Genomic DNA, 13,017 nt, shown 5'->3' with positions numbered 1-13,017 from the left:
ATATCACTGGCAATCCACCTGTGGCGAGGGAGCTTGCTCCCGCTGGGCAGCGAAGCGGCCCTCGCTTTTCAAATCAAAAACGAGGGACTGCTGCGCAGTCCAGCGGGAGCAAGCTCCCTCGCCACATATAGCATTCAGGCAGGTCTTTCGCGGTTTACAGGCTGTAGTAGTAGCCGCGGCTGCGCAGGGCGACGATGCGTGGGCGGCCGTCGGGGTGCGGGCCGATCTTCTTGCGCAGGTTGCTGACGTGCATGTCGAGGCTGCGGTCGTACAGGGTCAGCTTGCGGCCGAGGGCCAGTTGCGCCAGTTCCTGCTTGTCCAGTGGCTCGCCGGGCTGCTTGAGCAGGGCTTCGAGCAAGCGGCTTTCGGAAACGGTGAGGGTCAGTTCTTTCTCGTCGATGCTGACCACGCCGCGCACCGGGCTGAAGCTCAGGTCGCCAAGCTCGAGTTGGGTCGACACGGCGGCCGGGTGACTGCGGCGCAGCACGGCGCGCAGGCGCGCGGTGAGCTCACGCGGATCGCAGGGTTTGGCCAGATAATCATCGGCGCCCAACTCCAGACCGAGAATGCGATCCAGCGGTTCGCCCCGGGCCGAAAGCATCAGCACCGGCAGATCGGCGTGTTCGCTGCGCAGTTGCTTGAGCAGCTCCAGGCCGCTGCCGTCGGGCAGCATCACGTCCAGCACCACGGCTGCGGGCGCCATCTCGGCCAGCGCCTTGCGCGCACTCTGGCCGTCGTGGCAGGCACGCACCTGGAAGCCTTCCTGGCTCAGCCAGCTACTCAAGAGTTCGCACAACTCCTGGTCATCATCAATCAGTAACAGCTCGCTCATGACTCACTCAATTTAGCCATTGCCGACGTTTTCGGCTTGCTCCACTGGCAAAGATACCGCAGAGCAGCGCCAATAGCGCTACCCCGGCGCCTGTGACGAACCATTGCTGCTGTTCGGTCAACAGACGCGGCAACGGACTGGCCTGGGCTTCCTTGAGTTGCAGCTTCAGGCGCTGATTCTCCTGGCGCAACCGGGCAAGCTGAGCGCTTTCGCGTGCGTTGTCGGCATTTTGCAGTTGTTTGTTCAGTTCTTCTCGCTGCTGCTCACTGGCCTTGAGGCGCTGCTGCAACTCGGTGATCTGGCTGCCGGCACTCAATGACAGCGGCGTGGAATTGCCGCTTTCAGTGGTTTCCTCACCATGGGCGGGCGCCATGATCGACAACGTGACCCACATCAGACACAACGGACCCTTGCGCATCGCGATTCCTGCTTGCAAATGGATATTGGGCAGGTTGTCGGCAGGCAAACGAGAATAATGAGCGATTGAGAGCGGGGAGAAGCGAGAAGGTTCAGTGCCAGAGGCAATGTCGATGGTGAAGGGGGGATATTGGCCCTGTGGCGAGGGAGCTTGCTCCCGCTGGACTGCGTAGCAGTCCCATGCTTTTGAGCTAAAGAGCGGGGCCGCTTCGCACCCCAGCGGGAGCAAGCTCCCTCGCCACAGGGTTGCCTCTTTTTACGGGAGGACTTGCTTGAACGGTTTGACGATCACATTGGCGTACACACCGGCGGCGATGTACGGGTCGGCGTCGGCCCAGGCTTGAGCGGCGCTCAGGGAGTCGAACTCGGCGACGATCAGGCTGCCGGTGAAACCCGCAGCGCCCGGATCATTGCTGTCGACTGCCGGGTGCGGGCCGGCCAGCACGATGCGGCCTTCGCCCTTGAGCACTTGCAGGCGTTCGAGGTGGGCCGGGCGTGCGGCGAGGCGCGCTTCGAGCGAGTTGGCGACGTCGGTGGCAATGATTGCGTAGAGCATGTCAGTCCTCGGTTTTTGGCGTTGTGGTATCGGCGTCGTGCAGGTGGCGGGACAGGTAGATGCCCTGACCGACCAGGAACAGCAAGGTCATGCCCAGGCTGCCGAACACCTTGAAGTCGACCCAGATGCTCTGGAAGGTGAATGCCACGAACAGGTTGGCAGCCCCGCAGAACAGGAAGAAAGCGATCCAGGCGATGTTCAGGCGGGTCCAGACCGGATCCGGCAGGGTCAGCGCGTGGCCCATGATGCGTTTGATCAGCAGGCGGTCACCGATGAAGTGGCTGCCGATGAAGGCCAGGGCGAACAGCCAGTTGACCACCGGGGCTTTCCATTTCAGGAAGGTCTCGCTGTGGAACGCGAGGGTCAGGCTGCCGAAAACCAGACAGGCGATCAGGGTCAGCCACTGGCTCTTTTCCAGCTTGCGCTGTTTGATGAAAAGCGCGCCGTAGACCACCAGGGAGCTGATGATCAGCATCGCGGTGGCGCTGTAAATGCCGCCTACAGTCACTTCATGGCCGGCAACGTCGACGACCCGCGGATCAAGTTTGTAAACGATGAAAAACAGCAGAAGCGGGATGAAATCGATGAATTGTTTCACAGTGAGAGCCAGAAGCTGGATGTGGCGGCATAATAACAAACATATGGGCGCGCGATAGCGCCAGCTGATTTGAGGTTACAACTCCCCGTGAATGTTGATTTGCACTGCCACAGCACGGCCTCCGATGGCGCCCTGGCGCCTGCGGTTCTGGTTGCGCGTGCGTTCGAAAACGGCGTGCGAGTCCTGGCGTTGACCGATCACGACACCCTCGAAGGCCTCGCCGAAGCACGCAGCGCTGCCGAAGAACTGGGCATGCAACTGGTCAATGGTGTCGAACTGTCCTGCACTTGGGGCGGCGCGACCATCCATGTGCTGGGCTACGGTTTCGACGTCAACGCCGCGCCACTGGTCGAGGCCATCGCCCGATTGCACGATGGCCGCTGGCTGCGGTCGGAAGAGATAAGCCGCAAGCTTGGCCTCAAAGGTATGCCCGGTGCCCTCGAAGGCGCCCGGCAGATTCAGCAGGAACTGGGCGACAGCGGCAATGCGCCAGCCCGCCCGCATTTCGCTGACTGGATGGTGCGTGAAGGTTTTGTAAAGGATCGTGCCGAAGCATTCCGCAAATGGCTCGGCGCCGGCAAGCTGGGTGACGTCAAACAGCACTGGCCGACCCTGGAAGACACCGTCGGCACCCTGCGCGCCGCCGGGGCGTGGGTCAGTCTGGCGCATCCGTGGCACTACGATTTCACCCGCAGCAAGCGCCGAAAGCTGATTGCCGACTATATTCAAGCGGGCGGGCATGCAATCGAAGTGGTCAATGGCCATCAGCCCGCGGAACAGGTCGGCAGCCTGGCAATCCTTGCCCGTGAGTTCGGTCTGCTGGTCAGTGCCGGCAGTGATTTCCATGGCCCTGGAGGCTGGTCCGAGATTGGCCAGTACCGGCCGGTTCCCGAGGACCTTCCACCCCTGTGGTGTCGGTTCAAACATGACACAGATATTGCCGCCGTCTGAACAGGTAGAGAATGTGAGTCAATTTTTCCAGATCCATCCGGAAAACCCGCAAGCGCGCCTGATCAAACAGGCGGTCGAGATCATCCGCAAGGGCGGGGTGGTGATTTATCCCACGGACTCTTCCTACGCCATCGGTTGCCAGATCGGCGACAAGACGGCCATCGAGCGTGTGCGACGTCTGCGTCAGCTCGACGAGAAGCACAACTTCGCGCTGATCTGTAGCGACCTGTCGCAACTGGGTAACTACGCCAAGATCGACACCGGCACTTTCCGCATTCTCAAGGCGCATCTGCCGGGGCCTTACACCTTTATTCTCAACGCCACCCGCGAAGTGCCTCGGCTGCTGCTGCACCCGAAAAAACGCACCATCGGCCTGCGGGTGCCGAGCCATCCAATCGCCTTGGCGTTGCTGGCCGAACTCGGCGAGCCGCTGATGAGCGTGACCCTGATCATGCCCGGCGATGAAGACCCGCTGAGCGATCCGTACGAAATGCGCCAATTGCTTGAACATCAGGTCGACCTGATCATCGACGGCGGTTTCGGCGGGATCAAGGCGTCCACCGTGATTGACCTGACCGGCGACGACCCGGAAGTGATCCGCGTCGGTTGCGGCGACCCCGCGCCGTTCATGGTCGAGGCCTGAATGTCCGCAGTGGAAACCGTTGTCGATCCCCAGGCCGGCGCCCAGCAGGAACTGCCGTTTGCCATGGTCTATGGCCAGGCGGTCATGGAAATGCCGCTGGACTTGTACATCCCGCCGGATGCGCTGGAAGTCTTTCTCGAAGCCTTCGAAGGCCCGCTCGACCTGCTGCTGTACCTGATCCGCAAACAGAACATCAACATCCTCGATATTCCGGTGGCGGAAATCACCCGCCAGTACATGGGTTATGTCGAGCTGATGCAGTCGGTGCGCCTGGAGCTGGCCGCCGAATACCTGGTAATGGCCGCGATGCTGGCCGAGATCAAGTCGCGGATGCTCCTGCCGCGCGCCGAAACCGTCGAAGAAGAAGAGGACGACCCGCGCGCCGAGCTGATCCGGCGCTTGCAGGAATACGAGCGCTTCAAGGCTGCCGCCGAAGGTATCGACGGCCTGAGCCGGGTCGGTCGCGACGTGGTGGTGCCCAAGCTTGACGCCCCGGAGGCCCGGGCGCGCAAGCTGTTGCCGGATGTCGCGCTGCAAGAGATCTTGATGTCCATGGCCGAGGTGCTGCGCCGGGGCGACATGTTTGAGAGCCACCAGGTCAGCCGCGAGGCGCTGTCGACCCGCGAGCGCATGAGCGATGTGCTGGAGCGGCTCAAGGGCGGTGGTTTTGTGCCGTTCGTCGAGCTGTTCACTGCCGAGGAAGGTCGCCTCGGTGTGGTGGTGACCTTTATGGCGATCCTTGAACTGGTCAAGGAATCCTTGGTCGAGCTGGTGCAGAATGAGCCGTTCGCCGCGATCCACGTGCGAGCCCGAGCCGAATAACGAGTCGAAACATGAACCTGACTGAACCCCGCGAGCTGGCGCCCCTGCTTGAAGCCTTTCTGTTGGCCTCGGGAAAGCCGCAATCGCTTGAACGCCTTTTCGAACTGTTCGAAGAAGGCGAGCGCCCTGAACCGCCGGTCTTCAAGAAAGCCCTGAGCCTGCTGGCCAAGTCCTGCGAGGGTCGCGCGTTCGAGCTCAAGGAAGTCGCCTCCGGCTACCGCTTGCAGATCCGCGAGAAGTTTTCGCCGTGGGTCGGCCGTCTGTGGGAAGAGCGCCCGCAGCGTTACTCCCGTGCGCTGCTGGAAACCATGGCGCTGATCGCCTATCGCCAGCCGATCACTCGCGGCGAGATCGAAGACGTGCGGGGCGTGGCGGTCAACAGCAACATCGTCAAGACGCTGATCGAGCGCGAGTGGATACGCATCGTCGGATACCGCGACGTGCCGGGCAAACCGGCGATGTTCGCCACCACCAAGGCGTTTCTCGATCACTTCAACCTGAAAAACCTCGAAGACCTGCCACCGCTCGCCGAACTGCGCGAGATGGAAACCGATCCGGTGCTCGAGTTCGACGACGCACCGGTGCCGCAGGGCCTGCAGGAACTGGCCGATGCCAGCGCCGAGCCGGAAGAGCCGAAGGAAGAAACCAGTTTCCACTCGCTGTTGCTGGAACTGGACAGCATGGAGGAGGGGATCAAAACCGACTTCGACGATCTGTTGCGGGATGCCGCGGATGGCGAAGCGCAGCCGCCTGAGCCTGAAACCGAGACCGCCGAGCCGGCGATTGAAGTTGAACTTGAGACCGAGCCTGAAGCCGAACCGCAAGAGGACATTCTTGGCGTTGCCGAAGCCCGGGAAAAGCTCCTGGCCGCCGTCGCCGCCCTCGAACAACCGGCGCCAGAGCCTGAACCCGAGCTGAGCGAAGAAGAAGCCGAGGCCCGCGCGCTGGCGGAAGCCATCGAGGCCGAACGCCGCGAGTTCGAGGACTGATCCCGATCCGCTTAACACCGCCGCCCCCCCTGTAGGAGTGAGCCTGCTCGCGATAGCGGTGTATCTGGCAAAAAGATGTCGACTGACACACCGCTATCGCGAGCAGGCTCACTCCTACAAGGGAGTTGTGTCGTTCTGGAGTAGCTATGAGTTCCACCAAAGACCCCTGCATCAGCCTCTGCAAGTTCACCGACGACATCTGCCTCGGCTGTGGCCGCAGCAAGCGCGAAATCCGCGCCTGGAAGAAACTCGACAAGGAGGACAAGCGCACGGTGCTGGCCGAAGCCGCGCTGCGCCTGATCAAACTTGGTGGCGCCGGTCGGCGGAAAAAGAAATAAGTAGCAAACCATCAGCTAGTCTCTGATGCGCGATGGCGCACATCCGCGTATGATTCGCGACCCTTCGGCGATCCCTTCGCCCGAAAACCAGATTTCAATGCTTCAGGCGCCGCCTGAACAGACCACACCGGGAGGTGCCCAGATGAGTGACATCAATCAGCAAGACGACCAGGAAATCGGCCCAGCAGGCGAAAAACTGCAGAAGGTCCTCGCCCGTATCGGCGTCGGCTCGCGCCGTGACGTCGAAGCCTGGATCAGCCAGGGCCGGATCAAGGTCAATGGCAAAGACGCCACCCTCGGCCTGCGCGTCGACATGCACGACGCGATCACCATCGATGGCAAGGTGATCAAGCGCGAAGAGGCTGCCGAGTCGGTCCGCCGCGTGATCATGTACAACAAGCCCGATGGCGAGATCTGCACCCGTGACGACCCGGAAGGCCGTCCGACCGTGTTCGACAAGCTGCCGCGTCCGAAAGAAGGCCGCTGGATCAACATCGGTCGTCTCGACATCAACACCACCGGTCTGCTGATGTTCACCACCGATGGTGAACTGGCCAACCGTCTGATGCACCCGTCCTACGAGATGGACCGTGAATACGCCGTGCGCGTACGCGGTGAAGTCGACGACGAAATGATCGAGCGCCTGAAGGCGGGCGTGGTGCTGGAAGACGGTCCGGCGCGTTTCACCGATATTCAACAGGCACCGGGCGGCGAAGGCTTCAACCACTGGTATCACTGCGTGGTGATGGAAGGCCGTAACCGTGAGGTTCGTCGTCTGTGGGAATCCCAAGGGCTGGTGGTCAGCCGTCTGAAGCGCGTGCGTTTCGGTCCGGTGTTCCTCAACTCCGACCTGCCGATGGGCCGCTGGCGCGAAATGAGTCAGTACGAAGTCGACGTGCTCAGCGCTGAAGTCGGCCTGACCCCGGTGGCGATGCCGCAACTCAACGCCAAGAGCAAGGACAAGCTGGAGCGGATGCAGCGCAAATCGTCGCGGCCGATGGCCAAGACCGAGCGCGTGCGTACCCTGCGTCCAGCCGCTGGCGCGCCGACCGGTCCGCGTCCGAGCCGTGAGCCGCAGATCGAAGGCGAGCGTCCGGGGCGCAAGCCAGTGGCCCGTGATGGCGAGCGCGCGCCGCGTCCGGCCAACGGTCGCACCGAGCGTGGCGAAGGTCGTGCGCCGGCCGGCCGTGGTACGCCACTGGCGGATCGTCCTGCCGACACCACCAACAAGCGTCCGGCCAAGCCTGCGCCGAAGCGTCCGGGCATCAAGCTGGTCGACGGCGACAAGCCGTCGGGCAAGCGTCGTGGTGCACCGGCCGGTTCCGGTCAGCGTCCGGGTTTCGGTCGCAAGAAGCCGGAGTGATCGGCTTTAGCGCCTGAATGAAAAACGCCAACCGCAGGGTTGGCGTTTTTTTTCGTCTGGCGAAAGTGTTGTGTTGCCTGTGATACCGCCATCGCGAGCAGGCTCACTCCTACAGAGGATCGCATTTCAACTTGTAGGAGTGAGCCTGCTCGCGATAGCGTCGGTGGCCTCAACTCAAATGCTTCAATTTAGAACACAAACCGCCCATCAAACACCGGCTTGTCATCCAGCGCCAACACCCCGCCCGAGAAGATCAGGTCCAGGTGATGACTGCCCTTGGCCCCACCGCCGAGGCCCAGGTGCAGGCCGCAATGGCGTTCCTCGAAACCGGCATTGCGCGCATACAGGTCTTTCACCCCTTCATTGGTACCGATGCCCAACTCCTCGATGCGCCGATTCGACGGGTTGGCGTCCAGGTACTTGTTGAAATCATGCTCCAGCCCCGGCACATCGGTGGCGATGCGGCTGATGGTCGAGTTCTCGATCCACAGTTCCAGCGGCGACTCCAGCACGCCGTACTTGCGCGCAAACGGGATGGTGCTGAGGAACGTGCCCTTGAATTTCACATGACCATTGATCGCTTCGCTGTGGGTGGCGATTTCGCCGGGGGCCAGGTCGAAGTTGCCGACGCCGTTGATGTCGGTCCACTTCTTGATGCTGCTCAGCGGCGTTTCGAACCGCGAGTCATGCTCATCGGTGAAGCTCAGCGTGGTGGCCTGGGACATGCGCTGGATCAAGTGGCTGTTGAGCCCGGCGATGCGCTGCGGGGTGACGCTGAAGGTGTCGTAGAAATAGTCGCCGTAATCCTTGAACAGCAGCGACTTCTTCCAGTTTTCCGCCATCACGCCTTGCAGGGCGCGCACGAACTCCGGGCCGTCGGGGCGCGGGTTGGGCAGGGTGGAAGAGTCGTAGAAGAAAATGTACAGATCGCTGTCGGCGATAGCTGCACTCAGCGTGGCGGTGGATTCCAGATCCAGGCGGCGCGCGCTGAAGTTGAATTTCGGGTGGTCGCCGGCCTGTTCGGCGATGGCGCCGGTCAGGGCTTCGTAATCGGCGGTGTGGCCGAGCAGTACCTTCGCCGAGTCGAGACCGGCAAGGGCAGGGTGATGTTCGAGGTAGTAAAGGAAATGCGAGATCGCGCGGGGCTTATCCATGAGTCCTCCCTGACTGACCGTGAAAAAAGCGGCAGGCACGACCGGCCGGATCGTGCCTGCCCGGGATGTCTTACAGAGGCCACATTGCCGTGCCGAACGGAACCACCGCGTCGGCTTGCATCATTTCCACGGCCGCCTCATGGGTCGGTGCTTCAAACCATTCGTCCAGTTGCAGTTCGGTATCCAAGTCTTTTTCCAGTGCTTGCATGGTCGATCTCCTAGATGACTTTCACGGTTGTGACTGGCCGGTCGAGTTGGCCGACAAGACGTGAAGAACCTAGTTCAGGGTGTTTTGTAATGCAAAAAATTATTTATTTAAAATTTAAATAAACTTTTTATTCTGTTTTTAAAAGACGGTTTTCTTATTTGAAAACAAAAAACTAAACGGCAACTTTCATTAGCAAGCTTGCTACCGTCAATTTGCAGACGTCCTACAGAATTTTCCGAAATGGAAAATATGCGTTACGCATCGTAAAGAAAAGTTTACGAAAACTCCGGTAAAGCCCAGTGGATTTACCCCCTTGCCGACGCTGTAAGGAAAACCTGCCGAAGCCCGGCCACAAAGGCATCGCGCAAGGCTCTGGCGCGCTTGTTTCAGCATCGTTTGCAGGGTGAGATGCGCCTCATGCCTGCCGTGCAGGTGCATAACAAGAAGGAGGCGCAATGAACGCCGTGATTGATCTTCACTTCTCTCCGTGGGGCGATTTTTCGCTCGTCCCCGTCGATGGCCTGCAAAGGCCTGACTCAATTTTTGCAGCCGCCCGAGTCTCTCGAGGCGGACCCACGCAATCCCGGCAAGCGCCACGCTGATCCAGCGGGGTCTGGCAGCAGGGGGTTAGCGGTGTACAATGCGCCGCGTTTTAACTGTGACCCTCTGCGTAATCGCGCAAACCTCAAGGCCATCCGCCTTGTTCACTCCGCCGCGCCACAAGCGTGTCGGGTTCGATTTCGTCACAGATAAAAACAAACAGGTGACGCATGACCGTTGTAAATAAGCTGAACTCCTGGTGCCTGCGCTGGGGTTTGATCGGGGCTGCCTGAAATCGCAACCTTGCAGCAACGTCTACTGAACATCATCAAACCTTGCGTGAGACCTTTTTCATGAGTGGACAACCCTCGCAATCAGGCGAGCTGAAACGCGGCCTGAAAAATCGCCACATTCAACTGATCGCCCTCGGTGGCGCGATCGGTACCGGATTGTTCCTCGGCTCGGCCGGGGTCCTGAAATCCGCCGGCCCGTCGATGATCCTCGGCTACGCCATCTGCGGCTTCATCGCCTTCATGATCATGCGCCAGCTTGGCGAGATGATCGTCGAAGAGCCGGTGGCCGGTTCCTTCAGTCATTTTGCGCACAAGTACTGGGGCGGCTTCGCCGGTTTCCTGTCGGGCTGGAACTGCTGGATTCTGTACATTCTGGTGGGCATGTCGGAGCTGACGGCGGTCGGCAAGTACATCCACTACTGGGCGCCGGACATCCCGACCTGGGTCACCGCCGCTGCATTCTTCGTGCTGATCAATGCGATCAACCTGGCCAACGTCAAGGTCTTCGGTGAAGCCGAATTCTGGTTCGCGATCATCAAGGTCGTGGCGATCGTCGGCATGATCGCGCTGGGCAGCTACCTGCTGGTCAGTGGCCATGGCGGCCCGCAGGCCTCGGTCAGCAACCTGTGGTCGCACGGCGGGTTCTTCCCCAACGGCGTCAGCGGTCTGGTGATGGCGATGGCGATCATCATGTTCTCCTTCGGCGGTCTGGAAATGCTCGGTTTCACCGCCGCTGAAGCGGACAAGCCGAAAACCGTGATCCCGAAAGCGATCAATCAGGTGATCTACCGCATCCTGATTTTCTACATCGGTGCACTGGTGATCCTGCTCTCGCTGACTCCATGGGACAGCCTGCTGGCGACCCTCAATGCTTCTGGCGACTCCTACAGCGGCAGCCCGTTCGTGCAGGTGTTCTCGATGCTCGGCAGCAACACCGCCGCGCACATCCTTAACTTTGTGGTGCTGACCGCGGCGCTGTCGGTGTACAACAGCGGCACCTACTGCAACAGCCGCATGCTGCTGGGCATGGCCGAGCAGGGTGATGCGCCGAAAGGGCTGGCGAAGATCGACAAGCGCGGCGTGCCGGTGCGTTCGATCCTGGCTTCGGCGGCGGTCACTCTGGTGGCGGTGTTGCTCAACTACCTGATCCCGCAACAGGCGCTGGAACTGCTGATGTCGCTGGTGGTGGCAACCCTGGTGATCAACTGGGCGATGATCAGTTTCTCGCACTTCAAGTTCCGCCAGCACATGAACAAGACGCAGCAGACGCCACTGTTCAAGGCGCTGTGGTACCCGTACGGCAACTATGTCTGCCTGGCGTTCGTGGTGTTCATCCTCGGCGTGATGCTGCTGATCCCGGGCATCCAGATCTCGGTGTACGCGATTCCGGTGTGGGTCGTGTTCATGTGGGTCTGCTACTTGATCAAGAACAAGCGCGGTGCGCAGCAGGCGCTGCACGCGGCCAGCGCTTCGAAGTAAGCGCTGAGGCAACAAACGACAAACCCGGCCAATGTGCCGGGTTTGTCGTTTCTGCGGTTTACACAATCCCTTGTAGGAGTGAGCCTGCTCGCGATAGCGGTGTATCAGTCGACGCATATTTATCTGACTTACCGCTATCGCGAGCAGGCTCACTCCTACAGGGGGATCGGAGGTTCGGACAGTTTCGCGGTATCCTGCACCCTCTGAATACGGACGCTTTTCCATGCTGGTGATTTCCAACAACGTGCATCTGCCGGATGCCGAGATCGAACTGACGGCCATCCGCGCGCAAGGCGCCGGTGGGCAGAACGTCAACAAGGTCTCCAGTGCCGTGCACCTGCGTTTCGACATTCCAGCCTCGTCCTTGCCCGAGTTCTACAAGGAACGGCTGCTGGCGCTGCGTGACAGTCGCATCACCATTGATGGCGTGCTGATCATCAAGGCTCAGCAATACCGCACGCAGGAAGCCAACCGTGCCGATGCGCTGGAGCGTCTGACCGAACTGATCCTCAGCGCCACCAAGGTCGAAAAGAAACGCCGCCCGACCAAGCCGACCCTTGGCTCGAAGAAGCGCCGGCTCGAATCCAAGACCAAGCGTGGCAGCATCAAGGCCGGGCGTGGCAAGGTGGATTTCTAGTCTTCGCGGTACTTCGCGGTGTGCTTGTACAGGTACACGCTCAGCGCCAGACCGCTCAGCGAGGCAATGGCGGCAAACAGAAAGATCGAAGCAAAACCGAAGCCCGCGGCAATCGCCCCGGCCAGTGGCCCGGTGATCCCCAGTGACAAGTCGATAAACAGCGAATAGGCGCCGACCGCCGCACCACGGCTGGAGGCTGGCACCAGATTCACCGCTTCCACGCCCAGCGCCGGGAACACCAGCGAGAAACCGAAGCCGCTCAACGCCGCCCCGGCCAGCGCCCAATGTGCATCCGGCGCCAGCCACAGCAGCAACAGGCCGAGGGTTTCCACCGACAGGCAGGCAATCGCTACGCGGAAGCCGCCGAGACGGTTGATCAGGTTGCCGAACAACAGTCGCGCGCCGATGAAGCTGGCGCCGAACAGGCTCAGGCACAACACCGCGTTGTCCCAGTGCCGGGTGGCGTAATACAGGGTGATGAAGGTGGCGATGGTGCCGAACCCGATCGAGCCCAGCGCCAGACCGCAGCCGTGCGGAAACACGCGACCGAGCACATGCATGAACGGCAGGCGCTCACCGGCGACAATCGGCGCAGCGGTTTTCGGCCACGCCAACAGCAGGCCCAGTGCCGCCAGCAGGATGATGCTGACACCCATGCTCCACAGCCCCAGCTGGCCGACCAGCCACACGCCGAACGGCGCGCCGACCGCCAGCGCGCCGTAACTGGCGATGCCATTCCACGAGATCACTTTGGCGGTGTTCGCCGCACCGACGCGACCGATGCCCCAGCCGATCGAACCGGAGCCGACCAGACTTTCCGCGCTGCCCAACACCAGTCGGCCGATCAACAGGCTGATCAGACTGAGCATCGGCAGGTTGGGTGTCCACGCCGAAATCAGCATGAACACACCGCTCAAGCCGCAGCCGGCGAGGCCATACATCACCGCACGTTTGCTGCCCTGGTTGTCGATGATCTTGCCGGCGTATGGACGGCTGAGCAGGGTGGCGAGGTATTGCACGCTGATCACCAGCCCCGCGATCACCGCGCCGAAGCCCAGGTCGCTGTGGACGTAACCCGGCAACACCGCGAGTGGAATGCCGATGTTCAGATAGCCGATGAAGGTGAAGAGGACGATGGAAACGACTTGCAGCGTGACCGCCAGGGGACGCTGGGGTTCTGACATAGAGGACGACATG

At 61.1% G+C, this 13,017-nt stretch carries 15 protein-coding genes; 8 read left to right on the top strand and 7 right to left on the bottom strand.

Going from position 1 to position 13,017, the window contains the following annotated elements; all coding sequences use genetic code 11:
- Nucleotides 1–154: 154 nt before the first annotated feature.
- The 4 genes from LCH64_RS13195 to LCH64_RS13180 form a co-directional block, all read right to left on the bottom strand.
- Nucleotides 155–832: a response regulator transcription factor gene (locus LCH64_RS13195; protein ID WP_003222757.1), complete on the bottom strand. Its 678-nt coding sequence runs from the start codon at nt 830–832 to the stop codon at nt 155–157.
- A gap of 7 nt (nt 833–839) precedes the next feature.
- Nucleotides 840–1,250, bottom strand: a complete 411-nt coding sequence (locus LCH64_RS13190; RefSeq protein ID WP_003222759.1) for a hypothetical protein — start codon at nt 1,248–1,250, stop codon at nt 840–842.
- A 255-nt stretch (nt 1,251–1,505) separates the two neighbouring features.
- Nucleotides 1,506–1,805 (bottom strand): YciI family protein, encoded by a 300-nt coding sequence (locus LCH64_RS13185; RefSeq protein WP_007966019.1) that lies wholly within the window; start codon nt 1,803–1,805, stop codon nt 1,506–1,508.
- A 1-nt stretch (nt 1,806) separates the two neighbouring features.
- Complete coding sequence (locus LCH64_RS13180) at nt 1,807–2,403, bottom strand: septation protein A (protein WP_003222764.1); 597 nt, start codon at nt 2,401–2,403, stop codon at nt 1,807–1,809.
- 87 nt (nt 2,404–2,490) lie between these two features.
- Between LCH64_RS13180 and LCH64_RS13175 the strand changes: the two genes are divergently transcribed.
- From LCH64_RS13175 to rluB, 6 genes are all read left to right on the top strand, one after another.
- The gene (locus LCH64_RS13175) at nt 2,491–3,354 is read left to right on the top strand and encodes a PHP domain-containing protein (RefSeq protein WP_003222765.1); all 864 of its coding nucleotides are present in this window, start codon (nt 2,491–2,493) and stop codon (nt 3,352–3,354) included.
- Between the two features lie 13 nt (nt 3,355–3,367).
- Nucleotides 3,368–3,997, top strand: a complete 630-nt coding sequence (locus LCH64_RS13170) for an L-threonylcarbamoyladenylate synthase (RefSeq protein WP_007966016.1) — start codon at nt 3,368–3,370, stop codon at nt 3,995–3,997.
- Nucleotides 3,998–4,120: 123 nt separating this feature from the next.
- Nucleotides 4,121–4,819: a ScpA family protein gene (locus LCH64_RS13165; protein ID WP_177434745.1), complete on the top strand. Its 699-nt coding sequence runs from the start codon at nt 4,121–4,123 to the stop codon at nt 4,817–4,819.
- Nucleotides 4,820–4,830: 11 nt separating this feature from the next.
- Nucleotides 4,831–5,808: an SMC-Scp complex subunit ScpB gene (gene scpB / locus LCH64_RS13160; RefSeq protein ID WP_226500468.1), complete on the top strand. Its 978-nt coding sequence runs from the start codon at nt 4,831–4,833 to the stop codon at nt 5,806–5,808.
- A gap of 146 nt (nt 5,809–5,954) precedes the next feature.
- Nucleotides 5,955–6,146 (top strand): DUF1289 domain-containing protein, encoded by a 192-nt coding sequence (locus tag LCH64_RS13155; protein WP_226500467.1) that lies wholly within the window; start codon nt 5,955–5,957, stop codon nt 6,144–6,146.
- Between the two features lie 142 nt (nt 6,147–6,288).
- Nucleotides 6,289–7,509 (top strand): 23S rRNA pseudouridine(2605) synthase RluB, encoded by a 1,221-nt coding sequence (rluB, locus tag LCH64_RS13150; protein ID WP_226500466.1) that lies wholly within the window; start codon nt 6,289–6,291, stop codon nt 7,507–7,509.
- Nucleotides 7,510–7,697: 188 nt separating this feature from the next.
- Here rluB and LCH64_RS13145 read toward each other — a convergent pair whose 3' ends face one another.
- Nucleotides 7,698–8,663, bottom strand: a complete 966-nt coding sequence (locus LCH64_RS13145) for a leucyl aminopeptidase (protein ID WP_226500465.1) — start codon at nt 8,661–8,663, stop codon at nt 7,698–7,700.
- 70 nt (nt 8,664–8,733) lie between these two features.
- Nucleotides 8,734–8,871: a hypothetical protein gene (locus LCH64_RS13140; RefSeq protein WP_003222780.1), complete on the bottom strand. Its 138-nt coding sequence runs from the start codon at nt 8,869–8,871 to the stop codon at nt 8,734–8,736.
- 893 nt (nt 8,872–9,764) lie between these two features.
- On the opposite strand from LCH64_RS13140, the gene LCH64_RS13135 reads away from it, so the two are divergent.
- The gene (locus LCH64_RS13135; RefSeq protein ID WP_226500464.1) at nt 9,765–11,183 is read left to right on the top strand and encodes an amino acid permease; all 1,419 of its coding nucleotides are present in this window, start codon (nt 9,765–9,767) and stop codon (nt 11,181–11,183) included.
- 223 nt (nt 11,184–11,406) lie between these two features.
- On the top strand, nt 11,407–11,820 hold the full coding sequence (arfB, locus tag LCH64_RS13130; protein ID WP_226500463.1) for an alternative ribosome rescue aminoacyl-tRNA hydrolase ArfB: 414 nt from the start codon (nt 11,407–11,409) through the stop codon (nt 11,818–11,820).
- Here the strand turns inward: arfB and LCH64_RS13125 are convergent.
- Nucleotides 11,817–13,004, bottom strand: coding sequence for an MFS transporter (locus LCH64_RS13125; protein WP_226500462.1), 1,188 nt, complete (start codon nt 13,002–13,004; stop codon nt 11,817–11,819). The genes arfB and LCH64_RS13125 overlap by 4 nt on opposite strands.
- Nucleotides 13,005–13,017: the final 13 nt, after the last annotated feature.

This window comes from Pseudomonas sp. MWU16-30322, from assembly GCF_020515535.1.
In the GTDB taxonomy this organism is placed as follows: domain Bacteria; phylum Pseudomonadota; class Gammaproteobacteria; order Pseudomonadales; family Pseudomonadaceae; genus Aquipseudomonas; species Aquipseudomonas fluorescens_H.
This window is presented reverse-complemented; position numbering and strand designations above follow the sequence as displayed.

Coding starts and splice junctions, on each gene's coding strand:
- LCH64_RS13195 (WP_003222757.1), bottom strand. CDS start 832: ATGAGCGAGCTGTTACTGATTGATGATGACCAGGAGTTGTGCGAACTC.
- LCH64_RS13190 (WP_003222759.1), bottom strand. CDS start 1,250: ATGCGCAAGGGTCCGTTGTGTCTGATGTGGGTCACGTTGTCGATCATG.
- LCH64_RS13185 (WP_007966019.1), bottom strand. CDS start 1,805: ATGCTCTACGCAATCATTGCCACCGACGTCGCCAACTCGCTCGAAGCG.
- scpB (WP_226500468.1), top strand. CDS start 4,831: ATGAACCTGACTGAACCCCGCGAGCTGGCGCCCCTGCTTGAAGCCTTT.
- LCH64_RS13155 (WP_226500467.1), top strand. CDS start 5,955: ATGAGTTCCACCAAAGACCCCTGCATCAGCCTCTGCAAGTTCACCGAC.
- rluB (WP_226500466.1), top strand. CDS start 6,289: ATGAGTGACATCAATCAGCAAGACGACCAGGAAATCGGCCCAGCAGGC.
- LCH64_RS13145 (WP_226500465.1), bottom strand. CDS start 8,663: ATGGATAAGCCCCGCGCGATCTCGCATTTCCTTTACTACCTCGAACAT.
- LCH64_RS13140 (WP_003222780.1), bottom strand. CDS start 8,871: ATGCAAGCACTGGAAAAAGACTTGGATACCGAACTGCAACTGGACGAA.
- LCH64_RS13135 (WP_226500464.1), top strand. CDS start 9,765: ATGAGTGGACAACCCTCGCAATCAGGCGAGCTGAAACGCGGCCTGAAA.
- arfB (WP_226500463.1), top strand. CDS start 11,407: ATGCTGGTGATTTCCAACAACGTGCATCTGCCGGATGCCGAGATCGAA.
- LCH64_RS13125 (WP_226500462.1), bottom strand. CDS start 13,004: ATGTCAGAACCCCAGCGTCCCCTGGCGGTCACGCTGCAAGTCGTTTCC.